18 protein-coding genes and 1 pseudogene are annotated in these 19,288 nt (G+C 71.7%); 14 read left to right on the top strand and 5 right to left on the bottom strand.

Annotated elements, in window-relative coordinates:
- The first annotated feature begins 40 nt into the window (after positions 1-40).
- Entirely contained in the window at positions 41-847 is an 807-nt protein-coding gene (locus ACQF4J_RS32635; protein WP_427167476.1) for a hypothetical protein, read from the top strand.
- A 118-nt stretch (positions 848-965) separates the two neighbouring features.
- On the top strand, positions 966-1,652 hold the full coding sequence (locus ACQF4J_RS32630) for a hypothetical protein (RefSeq protein WP_200702753.1): 687 nt from the start codon (positions 966-968) through the stop codon (positions 1,650-1,652).
- A gap of 3 nt (positions 1,653-1,655) precedes the next feature.
- Here the strand turns inward: ACQF4J_RS32630 and ACQF4J_RS32625 are convergent, their stop codons facing one another.
- Positions 1,656-2,516, bottom strand: a complete 861-nt coding sequence (locus ACQF4J_RS32625; RefSeq protein WP_427167475.1) for an alpha/beta fold hydrolase — start codon at positions 2,514-2,516, stop codon at positions 1,656-1,658.
- A 68-nt stretch (positions 2,517-2,584) separates the two neighbouring features.
- Here ACQF4J_RS32625 and ACQF4J_RS32620 point away from each other — a divergent pair, with 68 nt between their 5' ends.
- The 4 genes from ACQF4J_RS32620 (at position 2,585) to ACQF4J_RS32605 (ending at position 6,226) form a co-directional block, all read left to right on the top strand.
- Positions 2,585-3,034, top strand: a complete 450-nt coding sequence (locus ACQF4J_RS32620) for a MarR family transcriptional regulator (protein WP_427168653.1) — start codon at positions 2,585-2,587, stop codon at positions 3,032-3,034.
- A gap of 194 nt (positions 3,035-3,228) precedes the next feature.
- Positions 3,229-4,257 carry a glutamine synthetase gene (gene glnII, locus ACQF4J_RS32615; protein WP_427167474.1) on the top strand — a complete coding sequence of 343 codons (1,029 nt, stop codon included), beginning with the start codon at positions 3,229-3,231 and terminating at the stop codon, positions 4,255-4,257.
- A 334-nt stretch (positions 4,258-4,591) separates the two neighbouring features.
- A complete protein-coding gene (locus tag ACQF4J_RS32610) occupies positions 4,592-5,152 on the top strand; it encodes a winged helix-turn-helix domain-containing protein (protein ID WP_427167473.1) in 561 nt (186 codons plus the stop codon).
- 81 nt (positions 5,153-5,233) lie between these two features.
- Complete coding sequence (locus ACQF4J_RS32605; RefSeq protein ID WP_427167472.1) at positions 5,234-6,226, top strand: NAD-dependent epimerase/dehydratase family protein; 993 nt, start codon at positions 5,234-5,236, stop codon at positions 6,224-6,226.
- 158 nt (positions 6,227-6,384) lie between these two features.
- On the opposite strand, the pseudogene ACQF4J_RS32600 reads toward ACQF4J_RS32605, so the two are convergent.
- A pseudogene (locus tag ACQF4J_RS32600) lies at positions 6,385-7,579 on the bottom strand (RNA-guided endonuclease InsQ/TnpB family protein); the annotation flags it as partial.
- A 176-nt stretch (positions 7,580-7,755) separates the two neighbouring features.
- On the opposite strand from ACQF4J_RS32600, the gene ACQF4J_RS32595 reads away from it, so the two are divergent.
- The 3 genes from ACQF4J_RS32595 (at position 7,756) to ACQF4J_RS32585 (ending at position 11,390) form a co-directional block, all read left to right on the top strand.
- Positions 7,756-9,024, top strand: a complete 1,269-nt coding sequence (locus ACQF4J_RS32595) for a sensor histidine kinase (RefSeq protein ID WP_427167470.1) — start codon at positions 7,756-7,758, stop codon at positions 9,022-9,024.
- Positions 9,009-9,662 carry a LuxR C-terminal-related transcriptional regulator gene (locus ACQF4J_RS32590; protein WP_427167469.1) on the top strand — a complete coding sequence of 218 codons (654 nt, stop codon included), beginning with the start codon at positions 9,009-9,011 and terminating at the stop codon, positions 9,660-9,662. Before ACQF4J_RS32595 ends, ACQF4J_RS32590 begins: the two co-directional genes overlap by 16 nt.
- Positions 9,663-9,851: 189 nt before the next feature.
- Positions 9,852-11,390: a DUF1996 domain-containing protein gene (locus tag ACQF4J_RS32585; RefSeq protein WP_427167468.1), complete on the top strand. Its 1,539-nt coding sequence runs from the start codon at positions 9,852-9,854 to the stop codon at positions 11,388-11,390.
- A gap of 79 nt (positions 11,391-11,469) precedes the next feature.
- Here ACQF4J_RS32585 and ACQF4J_RS32580 read toward each other — a convergent pair whose 3' ends face one another.
- Positions 11,470-11,877, bottom strand: a complete 408-nt coding sequence (locus ACQF4J_RS32580; protein ID WP_427167467.1) for a hypothetical protein — start codon at positions 11,875-11,877, stop codon at positions 11,470-11,472.
- 136 nt (positions 11,878-12,013) lie between these two features.
- On the opposite strand from ACQF4J_RS32580, the gene ACQF4J_RS32575 reads away from it, so the two are divergent.
- From ACQF4J_RS32575 to ACQF4J_RS32555, 5 genes are all read left to right on the top strand, one after another.
- Positions 12,014-12,529 (top strand): tetratricopeptide repeat protein, encoded by a 516-nt coding sequence (locus ACQF4J_RS32575; protein WP_427167466.1) that lies wholly within the window; start codon positions 12,014-12,016, stop codon positions 12,527-12,529.
- 72 nt (positions 12,530-12,601) lie between these two features.
- Positions 12,602-14,524, top strand: a complete 1,923-nt coding sequence (locus tag ACQF4J_RS32570; protein ID WP_427167465.1) for a hypothetical protein — start codon at positions 12,602-12,604, stop codon at positions 14,522-14,524.
- A gap of 83 nt (positions 14,525-14,607) precedes the next feature.
- On the top strand, positions 14,608-15,492 hold the full coding sequence (locus ACQF4J_RS32565) for a metal-dependent hydrolase (RefSeq protein ID WP_351572604.1): 885 nt from the start codon (positions 14,608-14,610) through the stop codon (positions 15,490-15,492).
- Positions 15,492-16,508, top strand: coding sequence for a PDR/VanB family oxidoreductase (locus tag ACQF4J_RS32560; protein ID WP_351572601.1), 1,017 nt, complete (start codon positions 15,492-15,494; stop codon positions 16,506-16,508). The genes ACQF4J_RS32565 and ACQF4J_RS32560 overlap by 1 nt, the downstream gene beginning before the upstream one ends.
- 56 nt (positions 16,509-16,564) lie before the next feature.
- Positions 16,565-17,254, top strand: a complete 690-nt coding sequence (locus ACQF4J_RS32555) for a TetR/AcrR family transcriptional regulator (RefSeq protein ID WP_351572598.1) — start codon at positions 16,565-16,567, stop codon at positions 17,252-17,254.
- A 15-nt stretch (positions 17,255-17,269) separates the two neighbouring features.
- Here ACQF4J_RS32555 and ACQF4J_RS32550 read toward each other — a convergent pair whose 3' ends face one another.
- Together ACQF4J_RS32550 and ACQF4J_RS32545 are read right to left on the bottom strand one after the other, a co-directional pair.
- Positions 17,270-17,629 (bottom strand): 5-carboxymethyl-2-hydroxymuconate Delta-isomerase, encoded by a 360-nt coding sequence (locus ACQF4J_RS32550; protein ID WP_351572595.1) that lies wholly within the window; start codon positions 17,627-17,629, stop codon positions 17,270-17,272.
- Between the two features lie 35 nt (positions 17,630-17,664).
- Entirely contained in the window at positions 17,665-19,287 is a 1,623-nt protein-coding gene (locus tag ACQF4J_RS32545) for a SpoIIE family protein phosphatase (RefSeq protein WP_427167464.1), read from the bottom strand.
- Between the last annotated feature and the right edge of the window lies 1 nt (position 19,288).

The raw sequence follows: 19,288 nt of genomic DNA, 5'->3' as shown, positions 1-19,288 counted from the left end.
ACGGGATCGTGGGCCGCGACTGCTGTTACCCTCCGCCGCCATGACCTTCGGTGATCAAGGAACGCCGTACGAGCCGTACGACCCGTGGGCCGCGGAGCGGGAGCGCGTGCGCAAGGCGCGACGGGCACGGTCGGCGGCCGCCGCCGCGGTGGGCGTCCTGCTCGTCGCCGCCGCCGGCGCGGGCATGGTGCTGTACTCCGGCGGCGACGGCAAGGGCGGCGGGGCCGTCGCGAAGACATCGGCGAGCCCCCGGGCGGCGGCCGCACCCTCCGTCTCCGCCGCCCTGCCCTCCGACGCCCCTTCCTCCCTCCCCTCCCTGCTCGCCCGCCCCGTGATCCGGCCCGAGCAGGCGTTCCCCTCGAAGAGCGTCCGCCTGAAGGACGGCTCCCGTTACGAGCGGGTGGACCTGGCCACCACCACGGAGTGCGCCCGCGGGATGTCGCAGCAGCTGGCGGCGGTGGTCCAACAGGGCAAGGGGTGCCTGCGGTTGACCGCGGCGCTGTTCACGGACGCCGACCGCCGCTCGCAGATCACCGTCACCGTGGTGAGTTTCCGGCGGGCGGAGGACTCGGGAATGGTGTTCGGGATGGCCGTCATGGATCCGTTGACGTATCAGGTGGTCTCCCTCGACCCGCCCCCGCAGGCGGGGCTGCCGACCGTGCCGCCAGGGTCGGCGGGCGTGTTCCGTCGGCTGATGACCGTACGGTCCGTGGTGTTCGCCAACGGGCAGTGGGGCGACGGCTCGGAGACCGGGGAGGCCGCGCTGACGAAGGAGACGGACGGGCTGCTCAAGCGCGTGAACGACACGGTGGTGGCCTACGAGGAGGGCAAGGACGGCAACCTGTGAGCCGCCTCCAAGTCTCCTGTGACGTACGTTACTTCAGTGACTCCCGCAACCGCTGAGTAAGTCTGTTCGGTATCTCGTACATAGCGGCGTACGCTCCCCTACCTCTCAGGAGGCGCGCATGTCGCGCAGGAGAACTCTCGGTACGAAGAAGAAGATCGCGCTGCTGGTGAGCGCGGCGGCGGTGGCGGGCGGCGGTGCCTTCGTCATGGCGAGCACCTCCAACGCCGCGCAGAGTCCGAGGACTCTGTCGGCCGCGGACTCCAACGTCTGCCAGGGACTCGCCACCGCCCTCGGCAACAACCAGAAGTTCATCGACGGGCAGCGGGCCAACCCCGACGCCCAGTCCGCGGCCCGGATCGCCAACCGCGAGGCGGTCATCGCGCAGATCAAGGTGCAGCAGAAGGCGTCCGGTTGCGTGGTTGGGGAGTCGGCTCAGGGCTCCCAGTCCACTCAGCCCGCGCAGTCGGCCCCACCCGCGCAGTCCGCGCCGCCCTCGCAGGCCGCCTCGGCGCCCGCGGGAAACGCGAACGCGGGCGGCGCTGCCGCGTCCGGCTCCGCCCAGCAGGTCTGCAAGGGCTCCACCGTGACGCTGTCGGGCGAGGCCGGCGCGCCTGCCGCGTCCAGCAACCAGTTCCCGGCGGGGACGACGCTGAAGGTCACCAACCTGGACAACAACAAGTCCACGACGGTGAAGGTCACTTCGGTCTCCGGCAGCTGCGTCCTGCTGAACAACGCGGCCTTCGAACAGGTCCGTGAGCCCGGCAAGTTCCTGATCCGGCGGGCAGTGATCGAGAAGGTGGGGTGAGGGTCAGGAATTCAGGAACTCCGTGAGGAGGCGGCCCAGTCCGGGGGGCGCGGACTGCGGCAGCGCGTGATGAGAGACGCCGGGGACCACGACCGTCTCGACGCGCGGCAGCAGTCCGGCCGCCCGCGCCGCCACCTCGTGCGGGTCCTGTGTCCTGCTGCTCCCGGCCAGGAGCAGCAGGACCGGCATGTCAAGGCCGCGCAGCGCCTCGGGCGCCGGGCGCGGACCGGTCACCGGCTTCGACACGGAGGGGAAGCCGGCGGCCGTCTCCTGGAGGCGGAGCCAGTCGGGGTCGAGGGGAACTCCCCCGGTCTCCCACTCCAGGAAGGCCCGGGCCCTCGGGGGCGAGGGCCGCAGCAGCGACGGCAGGGCGTGCAGCAGGTACGCCGGCCGGAATCCGGCGAAGCACATGGTGGGGTCCAGGAGGAAGAGTCGGCGCACCCGCCCGCGTGCGCGCAGGGCGTGGTGCAGGGCGATCCAGCCGCCGTAGGAGTGCCCGCCCAGGTCGGTCTCCTCCAGGCCCAGGCCGTCCAGGACCGCGTCCAGCCAGTCCACCAGGTCCGCGGCCGTACGGGGGTGACGGCCGCGAACCTCGGTGCCGCGGCCCGCGCAGGCGGGGAGGTCCACGGCGTGGACGCGGTGGGTGCGGGCGAGTTCGGCGGCCTGGGCGTACCAGGAGGCCGAGGTGGCTCCCCCGCCGCCGGGCAGCAGGACGACCGCGGGTGCGTGGAGCGGGCCGCACCTGTTGACGTACGCCGTCCCGAAGGGCGTGGGAACGATCACCGCCTCGCGCTCGGCGGGCCACTTCGCCATGACCTTGTCGTACGAGACCAGGAAACCGTCCATGTCGAACGCGGTGCCCATCGCCTCCGCCTCCTCTATTATCTCGTCGAGCGAGATACTCGGTGAGCGAGACGATACCGGAGAAGGACATGCAGCCCCAGGGCCCGGAACTGGACGTCGTCCATCTGCTGCGCGCGGTGACCGTCGAACTCGGTCTGCTCAGCGGCAGGTTCGCGAGCCGAAACCACATGCATCCGACCGACGTACGCGCGCTGATCGCGCTGATGGACGCCGCACGGGCGGGCGAGGAGACGACCGCCGGGCGGCTCGGCGCCGCGCTCGGCCTGAACTCGGCCGGCACGACGGCCCTGGTGGACCGGCTGGAACGGGCCGGGCACGTGCGGCGGGTCCGCTCGGAGCGGGACCGGCGCAGGGTCGTGATCGAGGTGGAGGAGCAGGCGGTGGCGCTCGGGTGGGCCTTCTTCGGGCCGCTGATCGGGCGGACGGCGGAGCTGCTGCGCGGGTACGACGAACGGGAACTGGCCGCGATCAGGGGGTTCCTGGAGGGCGTACGGGAGGCGGCGGCCGGGCAGGGGTGACCGGCTCGGCCGTCGCACGCGTCCTCACACCGTGAATCGCGCCACACCAGCGCCAGGTAACACGGGGTTCACATTCGAGCAATGGTCGGGAAATCGCCTGTTGACAGGCTCGCGGGCATCGAGAGCGGCGCCCCAGTGCCGCAGCGCCGCAGCACCCGCAAGTGCGCCTGGACATACCCCGAAGGATGTGGCCCGTGAGCTTCAAGGCTGAGTACATCTGGATCGACGGCACCGAGCCGACGGCCAAGCTGCGTTCCAAGACGAAGATCCTCGCCGACGACGCAAAGGGTGCCGAGCTGCCGATCTGGGGCTTCGACGGGTCCTCCACCAACCAGGCCGAGGGCCACGCCTCGGACTGCGTGCTCAAGCCGGTCTTCTCCTGCCCGGACCCGATCCGCGGCGGCGACGACATCCTCGTCCTGTGCGAGGTCTACAACATCGACATGACGCCGCACGAGACCAACACCCGTGCCGCGCTCGTCGAGGTGGCGGAGAAGTTCGCCGCGCAGGAGCCGATCTTCGGCATCGAGCAGGAGTACACCTTCTTCAAGGACGGCTACCCGCTCGGCTTCCCCAAGGGCGGCTTCCCGGCCCCGCAGGGCGGCTACTACTGCGGTGTCGGCGCGGACGAGATCTTCGGCCGTGACGTCGTCGAGGCGCACCTGGAGAACTGCCTGGCCGCCGGTCTCGGCATCTCCGGCATCAACGCCGAGGTCATGCCCGGCCAGTGGGAGTTCCAGGTCGGCCCGCTGGCCCCGCTGACGGTCTCCGACCAGCTGTGGGTGGCCCGCTGGCTGCTGTACCGCACCGCCGAGGACTTCGGCGTCTCCGCGACGCTGGACCCGAAGCCGGTGAAGGGCGACTGGAACGGCGCCGGCGCGCACACCAACTTCTCCACCAAGGCGATGCGCGAGGGCTACGACGCGATCATCACCGCGTGCGAGTCGCTCGGCGAGGGCTCCAAGCCGCTGGACCACGTCAAGAACTACGGCGCCGGCATCGACGACCGCCTGACCGGCCTGCACGAGACCGCCCCCTGGGACAAGTACTCCTACGGCGTCTCCAACCGCGGCGCGTCCGTGCGCATCCCGTGGCAGGTCGAGAAGGACGGCAAGGGCTACATCGAGGACCGCCGCCCCAACGCCAACGTCGACCCGTACGTCGTGACGCGTCTGCTCGTCGACACCTGCTGCTCGGCGCTGGAGAAGGCCGGCCAGGTCTGACCCGCACCCGCACAAGGCCTTCCAGGGGCGCCCACCGTTCGCGGTGGGCGCCCCCTCGCGTCAAGAAGGCGTCCAAGCAGTGAGAGGCGGCTCCTCGTGAGGGCCGCCGTCTGCTTCAATGGGCCCATGGCCAGCTTCCAGAAGCACACCGCGACGGGTCGCCATGACCTCGAGCCCTTCTGGCCTTCCCGTCAGCACCACGACTTCGACCGGGTGTGTTGCCGCGCGACCCACGCGCCGGCCCTCTGAAGCCGTACCTCACCCGGCCTCCGGCCAGCGCGCAACGGCGTACGTCCTTCCCGCCGAACCTCTCGCGCGAAAGAGCTGACCTCTCATGGCGACCACCCGTCCGCTGTCCCCCGCCCCCGTCACCCCCCTCACCGCTCCCGCCCGGCACCGGCTGCGCGCCGTCGACCCCGACGAGGTGATCGACGTCGCGGAGTTCCTGCCGCCGGGCGCCACCTGGCTGCCCGCGCCGCAGCACGCCCTGCCCACCCTGCCGGGACAGCCGCCGATGGTCGGCTACATCGTCCTCATCCCGGCCGACCGCCCGCACCTCGCCCCCGCCGACGCCGCCTCCGGCCTGCCCGAGACGGCCGGCGACCCGCTCGTGCGCATCGACGGCGTGCAGCGCACCGCCTCCGTCGACGGACGCGAACTCGACCTCACCTACCTGGAGTTCGAGCTGCTCGCCCACCTCGTCACGCACCCGAACCGGGTGCACACCCGCGACCAGCTGGTCACCACCGTGTGGGGCTACGGGCACGTGGGCGACGGCCGCACCGTCGACGTCCACATCGCCCGGCTGCGCCGCAAGCTGGGCGCCGAACACCGGCAGGCGATCCAGACCGTGCGCCGGGTCGGCTACAAGTACACCCCGCCGACCAGCCGTTGAGGCCGGCCGGTGCCGGGCTGATCCTCTGCTGACGGCAGAGCGCCGTTCCGTCCCGCGCCCCGACCGGGCAGAGTCACCCGCATGAGACTTCTGGTGCTCGGTGGTACGGAGTTCGCGGGACGGGCCGTCGTGGAGGCGGCCCTCGGGCGCGGCTGGGAGGTGACCGTCCTCAACCGGGGGCGGCACCGGCCCCCGGCCGGCGTACGGGAGCTGCGGGGCGACCGCACCGCGCCCGGCGGACTCGCCGCCCTCGCGGACGGCGAGTGGGACGCGGTCGTCGACACCTGGCGGCTGGCGCCCCGCGCGGTGCGGGACGCGGCGCGGCTGCTGCGGGACCGCGCGCGGCGGTACGTGTACGTGTCCAGCTGCTCGGTGTACACGTGGGCGCCGCCCGCCGGGTACACCGAGGACGCGGCCGTGGTCGAGGGCGCCGAGCCGGACGCGGAACAGACCGACTACGCCCGCGACAAGCGGGGCGGTGAACTGGCCGTGCTGGACGCCTTCGGCGCGGAGCGCTCCGTGCTCGTGCGGGCCGGGCTGATCCTCGGTCCGCACGAGAACGTCGGACGGCTGCCGTGGTGGCTGACCCGGATGGCCCGGGGCGGCCCCGTGCTGGCGCCGGGCCCGCGTGAGCTGCCGCTGCAGTACGTCGACGTCCGCGACCTGGCCGAGTGGATCCTCGGCGCGGTCGAGCAGGAGCTCAGCGGGCCGTTCAACCTGATGAGCGAGCAAGGGCACGCCACGATGGGTGAGTTGCTGGACGCGTGCGTCGCGGCCACCGGCTCCACCGCGGAGCTCATCTGGACGGCGCCCGAGGCGATCCTCGACGCCGGCATCGCGCCGTGGACCGAGTTGCCGGTGTGGGTGCCGCCGGGGACCGACATGCACGACGCCCTGCACGCGGCGGACGTGTCCCGCGCGGTGGGGACGGGACTGGTGTGCCGGCCGGTGAGTGAGACGGTCGCGGACACCTGGGACTGGCTGCGGTCCGTCGGAGGGACCGCCCCCTTGCGTTCGACCGAGGCGGTCAAGGGGCTGGATCCGGAGGTGGAGGCGAAGGTGCTGGGTCGGTGATCCGGCTGCGGGCCCGGGGTGTACCTGGCACCACCCCCGAACCCGGGGGCCCGGCCCCGTGCCCCTGCCCGCCCGCTCGGCCAGACTCTCTGCCTTGACTCCTCCCCCTCGTAAACGAGGGGGATTCCTAGCTCACGTTGCCTGCCCCCCGGCGGGGGTGCAGGTCTTACACGATCAGCACTAGCCGGGTTGAAGACCAGCCCGGACCAGCATCACGCGGGCGCTGTTCTTGTCCCTCGGGGACACGGCGCCGCACGCGGTGCAGGCATACGTTCGCATCGAAAGAGGTAGCGCGTGCTTGGTTCTCGCTCCGCACTGCGCGCAGTCCATGGTGGTGTGCGCGGGGTGTACCAGGTGCACGGCGCGGCCGTGCTTGCGTCCCATCTCGACCAGGGCGGCTTTGGTGGCGCTGATCGCGGCATCGGCAGCCTTGCGGGCCATGGTCGACTTCGCCAGGAACTTGGGGTGGAAGTCCTCCACCGCGAGCGCGTCATGGTCGCGGACAACGGACTTGGCCCACTTGCGGCCGGTGTCCTGCCGCTGGTTCGCGACCTTCTTGTGGAGTTTGGCGGTCTGCCGCTGCGCCTCGCGGTAGCCCTTCGATCCGGCCTGCCCCTTCGGCGGCCGTCGTCGGGCCATCATCCGCTGATAGCGGGCGAGTTTCTGCGCGGCCGTGCGGCCGTGCTGCGGGTGGGGAAGGTCGTGGTCGTCCGATGTGGTGGTCGCGATCTCCTTGACGCCCCAGTCGATTCCGATCACGCGGCCGGTCGCGGGCAGTTCCTCGATCACGGCGGCCGTCACGAACGACGCCCACCAGTGCCCGACACTGTCCCGGTACACGCGCACCGAGCTGGGCGGCTTGGGCAGTTCCCGCGACCACACGGGCCGCACCACGATCCCGCCGGCGAGATGCAGGCGGCCGTCTTTGAGGCGGAAACCGCGCCTGGTGTATTCGAGGGTGGGAAGCGCTTCGCGCTTCTTCTTGTACGTCGGCATCCCGGCCCGCTGCCGCATCGGCAACCCTGCCTTGATGTCCTTGAGGGCTTTGGCGCGGGACTTGCCGAAGTCGCGTATCAGCTGCTGCTGAGGCACACACGCACCCTCGGCCAGCCAGGGCGTGCGGGCGCGGGCCTCGGTCAGCATCGCCGCGAGCTGCACTGGCCCGCACGTCGCTTTCTCGCCGGTCGCCCGGTTGTGCTGGTGCACCTGCTTGGACTTGGCGACGCACTCATTCCAAACCCAGCGCAAGCGGTCCCACTCGGCCTCAAGCGCACTCCGGGCCGTGGGCGACAGGCGCAGACGGTAGGTGTACCGGCAATGCCCGGCCGCCTCCGTGGTCGCTTCTGTCGTCATGCATCCGAACGTACCTGGGACTGACAGTTGAGAGCTCTTGATCGTTGTGGGCTACCTCACCCCGTCCCATGGTGGACGGTTCTTCGCCCCGGAGGCGCAGCCCCTTTACCTGCCCTGCTCCGCAGGGGTCTCGTTCCTCCCCCGGCTGAAGCCGGGGGTATCCCGAGAGGACTCTGATGAACACCAACACGAAGAGCGGCTCTCTCTCCACGAGGGCCCAGGCCGTGGCGATCGCGGCGGGGCGGGGGTTCGTGCTGGCTCTGGTGAGCCTTCCGGGGGCGGTGCTGGGCTTCACGCTCTCGCTGCTGTCCATCGCGCTCGTCCCCCTCGGCATCGGGGTGGTCACCACACCCTGGATCCTCACCCGGGTACGGGCGTTCGCCGACCGTCGGCGCGCGCTGGCGGCGCGGTGGTGCGACATACAGATCCCGTCCGCCTACCGGCCCGTCCCGGACGGGGCCAACGCCTGGTCACGGACGTACGCGATGCTGCGGGACCCGGCGACCTGGCGGGACCTGCGATGGCTGCAGGTGGACATGACCGCGGGGTACGTCACCGCGCTGCTGCCGGTGGTGCTGCTCGTCTACCCGCTGGAGGGCCTCGCGGTCGCCGCCGGGCTGTGGCGGCCGCTGTCGACGTGGGGCGGGTACTGGTACGGCTTCGTGCACGTCACCGACCAGTCCTCCGCCCTCGGCGCCGGCGCCCTGGCCGTCGTGCTCCTGACCCTCACGCCCTTCGCCCCACGCCTGCTGACCGCCCACTTCAGGCTGACCCGGGCCGTACTGGGCGCGAGTCAGGCCGAGTTGGCCGAGCGGGTGCGGGTGCTGACCGAGACCCGGCGGGACGCCGTCGACACCTCCGCCGCCGAACTGCGGCGGATCGAACGGGACCTGCACGACGGCGCGCAGGCCCGGCTGGTGGCGATGGGGATGGACCTGGGCACCATCGAGATGCTCATGGACAAGGACCCCGCGAAGGCCAAGCAGCTCCTCTCGCAGGCCCGGCAGTCCTCCGTGGACGCCCTGGCCGAGCTGCGCGAACTCGTGCGCGGCATCCATCCGCCGGTGCTCGCCGAACGCGGACTGGGCGACGCCGTGAAGGCGTTGGCGCTCAGGCTGCCGATTCCCACCGAGGTGACCGTGGAGTTGGGCGGGCGGGCGGAGGCGCCGGTGGAGTCGGCCGCCTACTTCGCGGTCAGCGAGGTACTGACCAACGCCGTCAAGCACTCCGGCGCGGACCGGATCTGGATCGACCTGCACCACACCGGGAACCGGCTGCGGGTCACCGTCACGGACAACGGCAGGGGTGGCGCGGTGATCGGGGCCGGTTCGGGGCTGGCCGGGGTCGAGCGGCGGCTCGGTACATTCGACGGCGTCCTGGCCGTCGGCTCGCCCGCGGGCGGCCCCACCATGGTCACCATGGAGATCCCTTGCGCGTTGTCCTAGCCGAAGACCTCTTCCTGCTGCGCGACGGACTGGTCCGGCTGCTCGAGGCGTACGGCTTCGAGATCGCGGCCGCCGTCGAGTCCGGCCCCGAGCTCGCCCGCGCCCTGGCCGAGCTGGCGCCGGACGTCGCCGTGGTCGACGTACGACTGCCGCCGACGCACACCGACGAGGGGCTGCAGTGCGCGCTCCGGGCGCGCCGGGAAAGACCCGGTTTTCCGGTGCTGGTGCTGTCCCAGCACGTGGAGCAGTTGTACGCGCGTGAGCTGCTGGCCGACGGCAGCGGCGGGGTGGGCTATCTGCTCAAGGACCGGGTGTTCGACGCGGAGCAGTTCGTGGACGCCGTGCGCAGGGTGGCGGCGGGCGGTACGGCGATGGACCCGCAGGTGATCCAGCAGCTGCTGTCCCGGCGGGCCGCCGACGACCGGCCGCTGGCCCGGCTGACCCCCCGGGAGCGGGAGGTTCTGGAACTGATGGCGCAGGGCCGCTCCAACGCGGCGATCGCCGGGCAGCTGGTGGTGACGGAACGGGCGATCGCCAAGCACACCTCCAACATCTTCGCCAAACTGGACCTGGAGGTGTCGGACGATGACAATCGCCGCGTTCTGGCCGTCCTCGCCTACCTGGACCAGGGCCGGTGAACAGCCGCTGATTTTCCGTAACTTCCCCTGCTCAGAGTGCGGTTGGGAAGCAAAAGCCGAGTAAACCTCTGATTTGTTCGTGAGGCTGCTGAACACCTCTGGGACCACGCCCGTATGAGTGGGAGCCGCTTCACTCCTGTCGGGCGCCTCGATGCCCCGCCAAGCCCGCAAGGAAGTCAGAGGAGTTCCATGGGACGCAACACACGCAAACGCCGTACGCCGCTGGCCACCAAGGCCATAGCCGCATCGGCGGCCCTAGCGCTCGGTGGGGGCGGGCTGATCTGGGCGAACTTCTACGCCTCGGCGCACGAGTCCAACAACTCGGGGCAGAACCAGACCAAGGCCGCCGCCGGCCAGGTGGCCACGATCGCCTGCCCGGACGTCCAGCAGAAGCTGACGAACGTGCCCGAGAAGGCCCGTCAGGGTGTGGCGACGGAGCTCGCGAACCTCGACAAGCAGATCACCGAGGCCTACTCCCGGCTCGCCTCCACGCGCCAGGCGCAGACGCAGGACGCCGGCTTCGTGCAGAACGCGATCGTCGGCCCCCTCAAGGCCAAGCGGACCGCGACCCTCGACCGGATCCGCATCGACATCCAGCGAGTGGGCGGCCAGGTCGACGCGGCGGGACTGAGCGCACTCGCCGCCTGCACCACGCAGACCGCCAACCAGACCACTGCCGGTGGCCAGCAGAACAACGGCGGCCAGCAGAACAATGGCGGCCAGAACAACGGCGGCCAGCAGAACAATGGCGGCCAGCAGCAGGGCAACGGGCAGGCCGGCGCAGGCCAGAACATCGGCGGTCAGGCCGGCAACGGCCCGGTCGCGGCCGACTTCGTGGACATCACGAAGGCCGCTGCGAACGTCCAGGCCAAGCCGCAGAAGGGCGCCAACGCCTCCACCGGTACGTTCGTCACCCGGTGTGGTGTGAACGCCAACAAGAACCGCAACACCGACAACGTGATCGTGGCGCCCGGCGTGAACAACGGCGCCCACCACACTCACGACTACATCGGCAACCAGAAGATCAACGCCCTCTCCAACAACAACAACTTCCTGCAGGGCGGGACCAGCTGCCAGAACAAGAGCGACCTGTCGGCCTACTACTGGCCAGTGCTGCGTCTGCAGGACGGGACGCAGGAAGCCGACCAGAACCAGCTCGGCGGTGGCAAGGAAGGCAACGTCGGCAAGATCTTGCAGGCCGAGTCGGTGCAGATCAAGTACGTCGGCAACCCGACGAGCAAGGTCGTCGCGATGCCGCAGTTCCTGCGCATCATCACCGGTGACGCCAAGACCACCACCAACGGTTTGGCCAACGCCAACGCGCACTGGAGCTGCACCGGCTTCGAGAACAAGGTCCAGCTCACCGAGCAGTACCCGCTGTGCCCGCAGGGCAGCAAGGTGGTCCGCACCTTCGCCTTCCAGAGCTGCTGGGACGGCCAGAACATCGACAGCGCCAACCACCGCACGCACGTCGCCTTCGCGGACCCCGCGAGCGGCGCCTGCGGCAACGGCTTCAAGGCGATCCCGCAGCTGACGATGCGCCTGGTCTACAACGTTCCGACACCGACCATCCAGAACGGTCAGGTCAAGAACGCCTTCGCGGTCGACGGATTCCCGGAGCAGCTGCACAAGGCGGCCACGGACCACGACGACTTCATCAGCATCACGACCGGCGGTCTCGCGAACAAGATCGCCAACTGCATCAACCGGGGCCAGCGTTGCCAGTGACGCCCTGAGCGGCTGACCCACCGAAGAAGGCCGGTGGCGGGATCTCCCGCCACCGGCCTTCTCATGTCGCACGGACCGGTCAACCGCTGTGCGCGCTGTGGTCGGTGCCGATCTCCTCCTCGCCGCCCAGCGTGGTCTGCAGCGCCTTGACGACCTTGTCGTCGCCGACCGCGACCCACTTGCGGCCGACGAGGTAGAAACCGCCGTAGTCCTTGGCAACGTTGATCCACTCGCGCTGGCCGCGGTCGGTGGCGAAGGTGGCGAAGACGTACTTGCCGTGGGAGGTCTCGCAGATGGCCTGGCGCACCTCGTCGGAGTCGATCTGCATGTTCGGCTTGCACTTCACCTTGGCCGCCAGGCTCTCCAGACTGCCGGTGGCGGCCGTGGGGATCTTGGCGGCCGCGTCGCTGTCTCCGGATCCACAGCCCGCCAGCGCCAGGACGGCCACGGCACCGGCCGCGGCGAGCATCGGTCGGGTCAACCTCATCTGTTCCTCCGGGTCGCTCTGGTGGCCCGGGGCCTGGCCGCCGGCCAGGCCCCCCAAGGGCCCGTCCCCTTCGATACGGCTGCGGGGCGCGGGGCACTCAAATCCGCTGGGGAAGCGGGTACAGGTGTGCGAGGGTATGCCGGTGAATCAGGACTGGGAAGATCGCGTGGCCGCAGCCTGGGCCACTTTCGACGAGTATCCGGAGGAGCGGGCGGCAGAGTTCCGGGCGGTGATCGACGCCCTCGTCGCCGGACTTCCGGAGGGCAGCCCGCTCGGCCCCTTCGAGCGGGCCTGCGCATGGGACTCCACGGGCCACTCCGACAAGGCGGTTCCGCTGTACCGGGAGGCGCTGGCGCTCGGGCTGAGCGAGGCCAGCGGCTACAAGGGCCGACGGGCGAAGATCCAGCTGTCCAGTTCGCTGCGCAACATCGGGCGGGCGGAGGAGGGCGTCAAGCTGCTGACGCCCGAACTGGACGCGCCGTCGGACGAGTTGGACGACGCGGTACGAGCGTGTCTGGCGCTGTGCCTGTCCGATCTCGGCCGGGACCGCGAGGGCCTGTCCCTCGTTTTGGGCGCCCTGGCGCCCCATCTGCCGCGCTACCAGCGGTCGATGGCCAACTACGCGCGGGCGCTGGTCGACCCGGAGGCCTGAGCGGGCGGCGCGGCGACGGCCGGCCGGGCGGGGCGGCGGTGACCATCCGACGATTCGCTCGTTCTGCTGAACGTGCAGTCACAGGATGTCGCCCCGCGCCCCACCGCCTCCCCCAGCGACCCGGTCGTCGACGTAGAGCGGGCCGAGGCCGCGCTCGTCGAGCACTACCCCCGGCTGGTCCGGCTCGCCTACCTCGTGCTGCCGCCGAGCCTCGGCCGCAACCGGCGCGTGGTGACCGCACACGCCCTCACCCAGCGCGCCCTGCCCAAGGGCCGCACCCAGGCCCCCGTGATCCCGGCCCAGTCGAAGGGCCGCGACGGCGGCCCCGCGTACGCCCTGGTCCGTCTCCAGGTGCTGCGCAACGCGCTGGAGGCGGGGCTCCCGCTGCGGTTCACGGCGCTGCCCAAGCGCTCCCAACTGCCGCCGCTGCTCCCCCAGGTGTGGGGTCTGCGGCTGTTCCCCCGCTCGGGCGGCGCCGACGAACTCGCCCTGGACCAGCGCCTGTCCGCCCTGTCGGGCCCGGCCCGCGCGGCCTATGTGCTGCGCGGCCTGGAGAGGCTGCCCGACGCCGAGGTACGCGAGATCCTCGCGGCCACCGGCTGCGAGGACGTGAAGGAGGCGCTGCGCGAGGCCGACGAGGTGCCGGCGGCCCACCATCCCCTGCTGGAGTCGCCCGAGTTCGACCCGTGCTCGCTGCAGGCCCGGCCCACCGATCTGATGCGGCGCCGACAGCACACCAAGGCCGCGCTCGTGGCCGCCGCCGCGCTGGCCGTGACGGGCGCGCTGCTCGGTATGCCCGGCGACGGCTGGGGTCCCGACGGCGCCGCCGCCCCCGCCTACGCGCAGAACCCGGCCGCCGAGGCCGCCCTGAACCCGGCCGAGCTGACCAAGGTCGCCCCCACCGCGTGGGAGGCCTCGGCGCGCACCGACTTCTCCGTCTGGCCCGCCCGTGGCGAACTCACCGGCGACCGGGCCCTGTTGCGCCGCGCACTCGCCGTCTGGGCCCGCCCCGGCGAGCGCGTCCGGGTCTCCGCGACGCCGGGCACCCCGTCCGGCGGCCCGTCCGGCCCGCCGCAGCTCCTGTACGCGGGGACGGTCGACAACGCGCGGGTGGTCATCTTCTACGACGGTCTGCGCGTCGTCCGCTACGCCGAGCCGACCGACGGCACCCAGGGCGCCGCCCTCGACTTCGCGCGGGTCGACGGCGCCGACCGGGCGGGGGCGAGCGCGGTGGTGCTGGGCCGGGCCGACGGCAACGTCCGCTATCTGACGGCGCCCTGGGTGACGAAGGCCGCAGCGCGGGACCTGCTCAGGCCGGACGCCGGGCCGACGGACCTCGCGCTCGCCAAGGGGATCACGGCGCCGCTGGCGGGGCCGGCCCAGCAGACCGGCGCCTGTACGTCGTGGAACGCGCTGGAGCTGACCGACGGCACGGGCACCTGGCTGCTGACCGACCTCGGTGAGCTGGTCCCGGCCCGGCTCACCACCGGCCGCCCCGGCTCGTCCGAGCAGGCGTCCGCGGCCCGGACGCTGCGGGCCTGGGCGCCGTACGCCTGCTCGCTGGCGGCGGTGCGCTCGGCGGGTGTGCGTGACGTCAACGCCTGGGCGTACGCCGCGCAGCCGCTGCCGGACGGAAGCGGGGCGGCGGAGTGGGTGTGCACGCGCGCGGAGACCTGGCGGGGCGGCGGCACGCGCGTGCTGGCGCAGTTCCGCACCCCGGGCAGCACATACGGGGCGGTGGCCGCGAAGGCCGAGAACGTCGCGGACTGCGGCCCGAAGGACCCGCACGTGCTGGCCGGGGTGCTGTGGAAGTCGGAGACCAGGGGCTGGTACCTGCTGGCGGCCGGGGGTCCGGGGACGTCGTCGGTCGCCGTGACGGGCGGCATCACGGCCTCGGCCCGTGGCAACGAGCTGGCGGCTCCGGCGAAGCAGGGGCAGCAGGCCGAACTGAAGGGCACCCTCGACGACGGCCGGGTGATCGGCGGGCTGCGCTGACGGAAGTCCCCTAGTTGACACTGGCGTCAACAAGTCGGCGCAGGAGGGTTCCGCCGGGACTTACTCGTCAGTACATTGACGCCATGTCTCATAAGCAGGCCTCGGAGCGGGTCGACCTCAAGGCGCGGAAGGTGTCCTTCTCCTGGGAGGACACCCCGCTGCACTGGGTGCCCGGGGACCCGTTCACCACGCACACCATCAATGTGCTGCATCTGCTGCTGCCGGCCGGTGAGCGGTGGTTCGTACACGTCTACAAGCAGGTCCTGCCGTTGATCCGGGACGAGCGGCTGCGCGCGGACGTCATCGGGTTCATCGGGCAGGAGGCGATGCACTCGCAGGCCCACGACGAGGTGCTGCCGCACCTCAGGGAACAGGGGCTCGATCCGACGCCGTACACCGCGCAGGTCGACTGGTTCTTCGAGAAGCTGCTCGGCGACCGGACCCTGCCGCCCGGCCGGGCGCGCCGGTGGTGGCTGCTGGAGCGGGTCGCGCTGATCGCGGCGATCGAGCACTACACCGCCTTCCTTGGCGACTGGGTGCTGAACGCCGAGGAGTTGGACCGGCGGGGCGCCGATCCGACCATGCTGGACCTGCTGCGCTGGCACGGCGCCGAGGAGGTCGAGCACCGGTCGGTCGCCTTCGACCTGTTCATGCACGTCGACGGCAGCTACCGGCGGCGCGTGCGCACCTGGGCCACCGCGTTCACCGCGCTGGTCTTCCTGTGGCAGCGCGGCTCCCGCTTCTTCATGGCGAACGACCCGACACTCGTCGACGGCAGGGCCTCCTTCAAGGACTTCTACGCCAGCGGCAGGAAGGGCACCCTGCCCGCGACCGGCGACCTGCTCAGGTCCGTCCCGCGCTACCTGAGCCGCGCCTACCACCCCTCCCAGGAGGGGTCCACCGAGCAGGCCGTCGCCTATCTGGCCTCCTCCCCCGCCGCCACGGCCGCAGACAGGGGCGCCGCCTGATGCCCAAGCCGCTCACCGTCGCCGCCCTCGCCACCGCCGCGCTGCTCACCCGGCGCGCGCTGCGCCGCCGCGTGCGGGCCTCCCCGCTCTGGCCGATGCCCGCGCTGGACCCGCCCGTCTCCGGCCGGCCCCGCTCCCGGGCCCTGCGGCTGCTGGTCGCCTCGCACGAGACGGTCGCCGACGGCGTCGTACAACTGCGCCTGGAGGGCGAGGATCTCCCGCGCTGGGAGCCCGGCGCGCATCTCGACCTGGTGCTGCCGTCGGGGCTGGTGCGGCAGTACTCGCTGTGCGGGGACCCGGCGGACACCTCCTCGTACACGGTGGCCACGCGGCTGGTCGCGGACGGGCGAGGGGGTTCGCGCGAGGTGCACGAGCAGCTGGCGGAGGGGATGGAGCTGGAGGTGCGCGGGCCGAGGAACCGGTTCCCGCTCGTCGAGGCCCCCTCCTACGTCTTCGTCGCCGGCGGCATCGGGATCACACCGATCCTGCCCATGCTGCGGGCGCTGCCGGACGGCGCCGAGTGGCGGCTGCTGTACTGCGGGCGGTCGCGGGAGTCGATGCCGTACGTGGAGACGGTCGAGAAGCTCGGCCCGGACCGGGTCACGGTGGTCACCGGGGTGCCGGACCTCGACGCGCTCGAGGTGCCGGAGGACGCGGTTGTCTACTGCTGCGGCCCGGAAGGGCTGATGGCCGCCGTGGCGGAGCGCTTCGGGCGGGTGCACCTCGAGCGGTTCGCGCCACGCACGTCCGGCGGCGCCGCCTTCGAGGTCGAACTCCGGCGCAGCGGGCGGACGTTGACGGTGCCGGCCGACTCGAGTGTGCTGGCCGCGGTGCGGGCCGAGCTGCCGGACACGCTGTACTCCTGTGAGCAGGGGTTCTGCGGTACCTGCCAACAGCGGGTGCTGGAGGGAGAGGTGGAGCACCGGGACGAGCTGCTCACGGACGCGGAGCGTGACGACTCGATGCTGATCTGCGTGTCGCGGGCACGAAGTGATCGAATTGTGTTGGACATGTGAACGCCGATGGCCGGACCGGCCCGTTCGGGGCCGGATCCGATCGGTAAGGTGTTCGCATGACTACCGGGGTACGCCGCAGGATGGGAGTCGAGGAGCGGCGGCAGCAGTTGATCGGCGTCGCCCTCGAACTGTTCAGCCAACGCTCTCCCGACGAGGTCTCGATCGACGAGATAGCAGCCGCCGCGGGCATCTCCCGGCCGCTGGTCTACCACTACTTCCCCGGCAAACTCAGCCTGTACGAGGCCGCGTTGAAGCGTGCCGCACAGGATCTCGCGGGCCGTTTCGACGAGCCGCACGAGGGACCGCTCGGTAACCGGCTGCGGCGCGTGATGCGCCGGTTCTTCGACTTCGTCGACGAGCACGGCCCCGGTTTCTCGGCGCTGATGCGCGGCGGCCCGGCGGTCGGCTCCTCGGCGACCAACGCGCTCGTCGACGCCGTGCGGCAGGCCGCCTATGTCCAGATCCTTTCGCACCTGGACGTCGACGACCCGCCCGCGCGGCTGGAGCTGGTCGTGCGCTCCTGGATCTCGCTCGCCGAGTCGACCGCGCTGATCTGGCTGGACGGGCGGCGCATCCCGCGCGCCGAGCTGGAGAAACAGCTGGTGCACGACTTCGCCGCGCTGGTCGCGGTGAGCGCCGCCTACGACGAGGAGATGGCGGGGATCGTGCGCCGCATGGTCAAGGACGAACCGCCGGACGGGGCCTTCGCGGACCTCGCCGCCCGGCTGATCGCGCTCGGGTCCTGAACCGGGTCCGCACCCTCAGCGTTCGAACTTGCGGTACGACGGGTCCAGATCGCGCACCTCGGCGGAGGCGTGCAGGACGGCGTGGCCGTCGTCGGTCACATGCTTCTTCAGCAGCTCCAGCACGGTCTCGGTCAGCTTCGCCTTCGTCTCCTCCGTGCGGCCGGCGAGCAGCCCGATCATGACGTGCACGACGGTGTGGCCGAGTTCGTCCGGGTCTTCGTAGCCGAACGCGGTGACCTCCGAGGCGCGGAACTGCGTCTTGCACGCCTCCGGCTTGGCGGCCGCGATCTCGACGAGCGCGGTGTGCATCTCCCGCGCGAAGCCCTCCCGGTCGAAGTCGATGTACTTCGAGTGGTCGACGGTGATCTGCGGCATGGGCACTCCTGTTCTACGGCGGCGACAGGTCCACCCTAGTTCCCGAGCTGCAGGGCCAGCATGGCGATGTCGTCCTCGTGGTCGCTGCCGAAGGAGGCGAGGAGCGTGTCGCACAGGGCGTCCAGGCCGGGCAGGGCGCCGACGGCGGCGGCGCGCAGCTGTTCCATGGAGGCCGAGAGGTCGACGCCGCGGGTCTCGATCAGGCCGTCGGTGACCATCAGGAGCCGGTCGGCGGGCTTCAGGAGCAGCTCGGTGGGTGCCGGGTGCGGCAGGCCCACGCCGATCAGCGGGCCGGCCGCCTCGACGTACTCGGCCTCCCCGGAGTCCCGCAGGATCAGCGGCGGGATGTGGCCCGCGTTGGCGATGCGGGTGCGCCCGGTGGCGGGGTCGATCAGCACGAGGCACACGGTGGCCGTGACGTCTGGGTGGAAGCGCTGGAGCATCCGGTCCAGCCGTTCGGCGAGGATCGCCGGGTCGCTCTCGTCGACGCAGTAGGCGCGCAGCGCGTGCCGGATCTCCACCATGACCGTGGCCGCGTCAAGCGAGTGCCCGACGACGTCACCGACCGCGGTGAGCACACCGTCGTCCAGGCGCAGCGCGGCATAGAAGTCGCCGCCGATCTCGGTCTCCCGGGACGCGGGCACGTAGCGCACGGCGAGGTCGATGCCGGGCAGCTCCGGCAGCCGGTGCGGCTCGGGCAGGAAGCTGTGCTGGAGGGTGAGGGCGACATGGCGCTCGGCCTGGTACATCAGCAGCGGCTCGGCGGCCAGCGCGGTGGCCTGGGCCAGCTGGGCCAGCAGGGCCTCGCCCTCGGGGCTGACCCGGCGCAGGCCGCGGGTGGGCGTGGCCAGGCACACCGGCGCCCGGCCCTCCTGGGTGAGGACGAGCGCGAGGCGGGCGTCGTGCTGCACGCCGGGCCGGAAGAACCCGGCGGGCCACAGCGGCGACGGCACGGTGGTGATCTGCACGCCGGCCTGGCCGCGGGTCAGGCGCCGCAGCAGCGCGGCCACGGCCCGGTGCGCGCCCTCGTCCGGCAGGGACAGCCGGGTGCGCGCCCGGTACAGCCCTCGGTACAGCTCGTCGTCCCGGTCGAGCACGAACACCGCGGCCGGGCAGCCCAGGAGCCGCGCGGTGCCGTCGGCGGCCGCGTCGGCGAGCTCCTGCAGCGAGCGGGCCGCCTGGATGGTGACGATCGTCTCCGACAGCAGCCGCAGCCGCTTCACCAGCGCCTGGTCGTCGGCGCGCAGCCGGGCCGCGCGCACCGCGGCCCGCACCGCCGCCTCGATCTCCTCCGGCTCGGCCGGCACCGTCAGATACGCCTCGGCACCCGCGAGGAGGCCCTGGCAGCGCCCGGCGGGCGGCGCGGCGAGCGCGGAGAAGTGCACCACGGGCAGGCCGGACATGTGCGGGCGCTCCCTGAGCCGCCGGCACAGTTCGAAGCCGCTCATGTCCGGCAGGTGCACGTCGACGAGGGCCACGTCGGGCATGGTGCCCTTGCGCAGCCGTACGTCGAGCTCGACCAGCGCCTCGCCGCCGCTGGCGACCGGGACGACCTCATGGCCGGCCCGGCGCAGCACCGTGCCCATGGCGTACCGGCTGGCGGCCGCGTCGTCCACGACCAGCACGGTCGCACCTGTCAGGTTGCCGTTGTCGTCCATC

Origin of the sequence: Streptomyces sp. C1-1 (genome assembly GCF_050214755.1) — a bacterium.
GTDB lineage: Bacteria > Actinomycetota > Actinomycetes > Streptomycetales > Streptomycetaceae > Streptomyces.
This window is presented reverse-complemented; position numbering and strand designations above follow the sequence as displayed.

Excerpts from the sequence above, each read along its gene's own strand:
- ACQF4J_RS32625 (WP_427167475.1), bottom strand. The coding sequence starts at position 2,516 with ATGGGCACCGCGTTCGACATGGACGGTTTCCTGGTCTCGTACGACAAG.
- ACQF4J_RS32575 (WP_427167466.1), top strand. The coding sequence starts at position 12,014 with ATGCCGGTGAATCAGGACTGGGAAGATCGCGTGGCCGCAGCCTGGGCC.
- ACQF4J_RS32580 (WP_427167467.1), bottom strand. The coding sequence starts at position 11,877 with ATGAGGTTGACCCGACCGATGCTCGCCGCGGCCGGTGCCGTGGCCGTC.
- ACQF4J_RS32550 (WP_351572595.1), bottom strand. The coding sequence starts at position 17,629 with ATGCCGCAGATCACCGTCGACCACTCGAAGTACATCGACTTCGACCGG.
- ACQF4J_RS32635 (WP_427167476.1), top strand. The coding sequence starts at position 41 with ATGACCTTCGGTGATCAAGGAACGCCGTACGAGCCGTACGACCCGTGG.
- ACQF4J_RS32585 (WP_427167468.1), top strand. The coding sequence starts at position 9,852 with ATGGGACGCAACACACGCAAACGCCGTACGCCGCTGGCCACCAAGGCC.
- ACQF4J_RS32560 (WP_351572601.1), top strand. The coding sequence starts at position 15,492 with ATGCCCAAGCCGCTCACCGTCGCCGCCCTCGCCACCGCCGCGCTGCTC.
- ACQF4J_RS32605 (WP_427167472.1), top strand. The coding sequence starts at position 5,234 with ATGAGACTTCTGGTGCTCGGTGGTACGGAGTTCGCGGGACGGGCCGTC.
- ACQF4J_RS32595 (WP_427167470.1), top strand. The coding sequence starts at position 7,756 with ATGAACACCAACACGAAGAGCGGCTCTCTCTCCACGAGGGCCCAGGCC.
- ACQF4J_RS32630 (WP_200702753.1), top strand. The coding sequence starts at position 966 with ATGTCGCGCAGGAGAACTCTCGGTACGAAGAAGAAGATCGCGCTGCTG.
- ACQF4J_RS32565 (WP_351572604.1), top strand. The coding sequence starts at position 14,608 with ATGTCTCATAAGCAGGCCTCGGAGCGGGTCGACCTCAAGGCGCGGAAG.
- ACQF4J_RS32620 (WP_427168653.1), top strand. The coding sequence starts at position 2,585 with ATGCAGCCCCAGGGCCCGGAACTGGACGTCGTCCATCTGCTGCGCGCG.
- ACQF4J_RS32545 (WP_427167464.1), bottom strand. The coding sequence starts at position 19,287 with ATGGACGACAACGGCAACCTGACAGGTGCGACCGTGCTGGTCGTGGAC.
- ACQF4J_RS32555 (WP_351572598.1), top strand. The coding sequence starts at position 16,565 with ATGACTACCGGGGTACGCCGCAGGATGGGAGTCGAGGAGCGGCGGCAG.
- ACQF4J_RS32610 (WP_427167473.1), top strand. The coding sequence starts at position 4,592 with ATGGCGACCACCCGTCCGCTGTCCCCCGCCCCCGTCACCCCCCTCACC.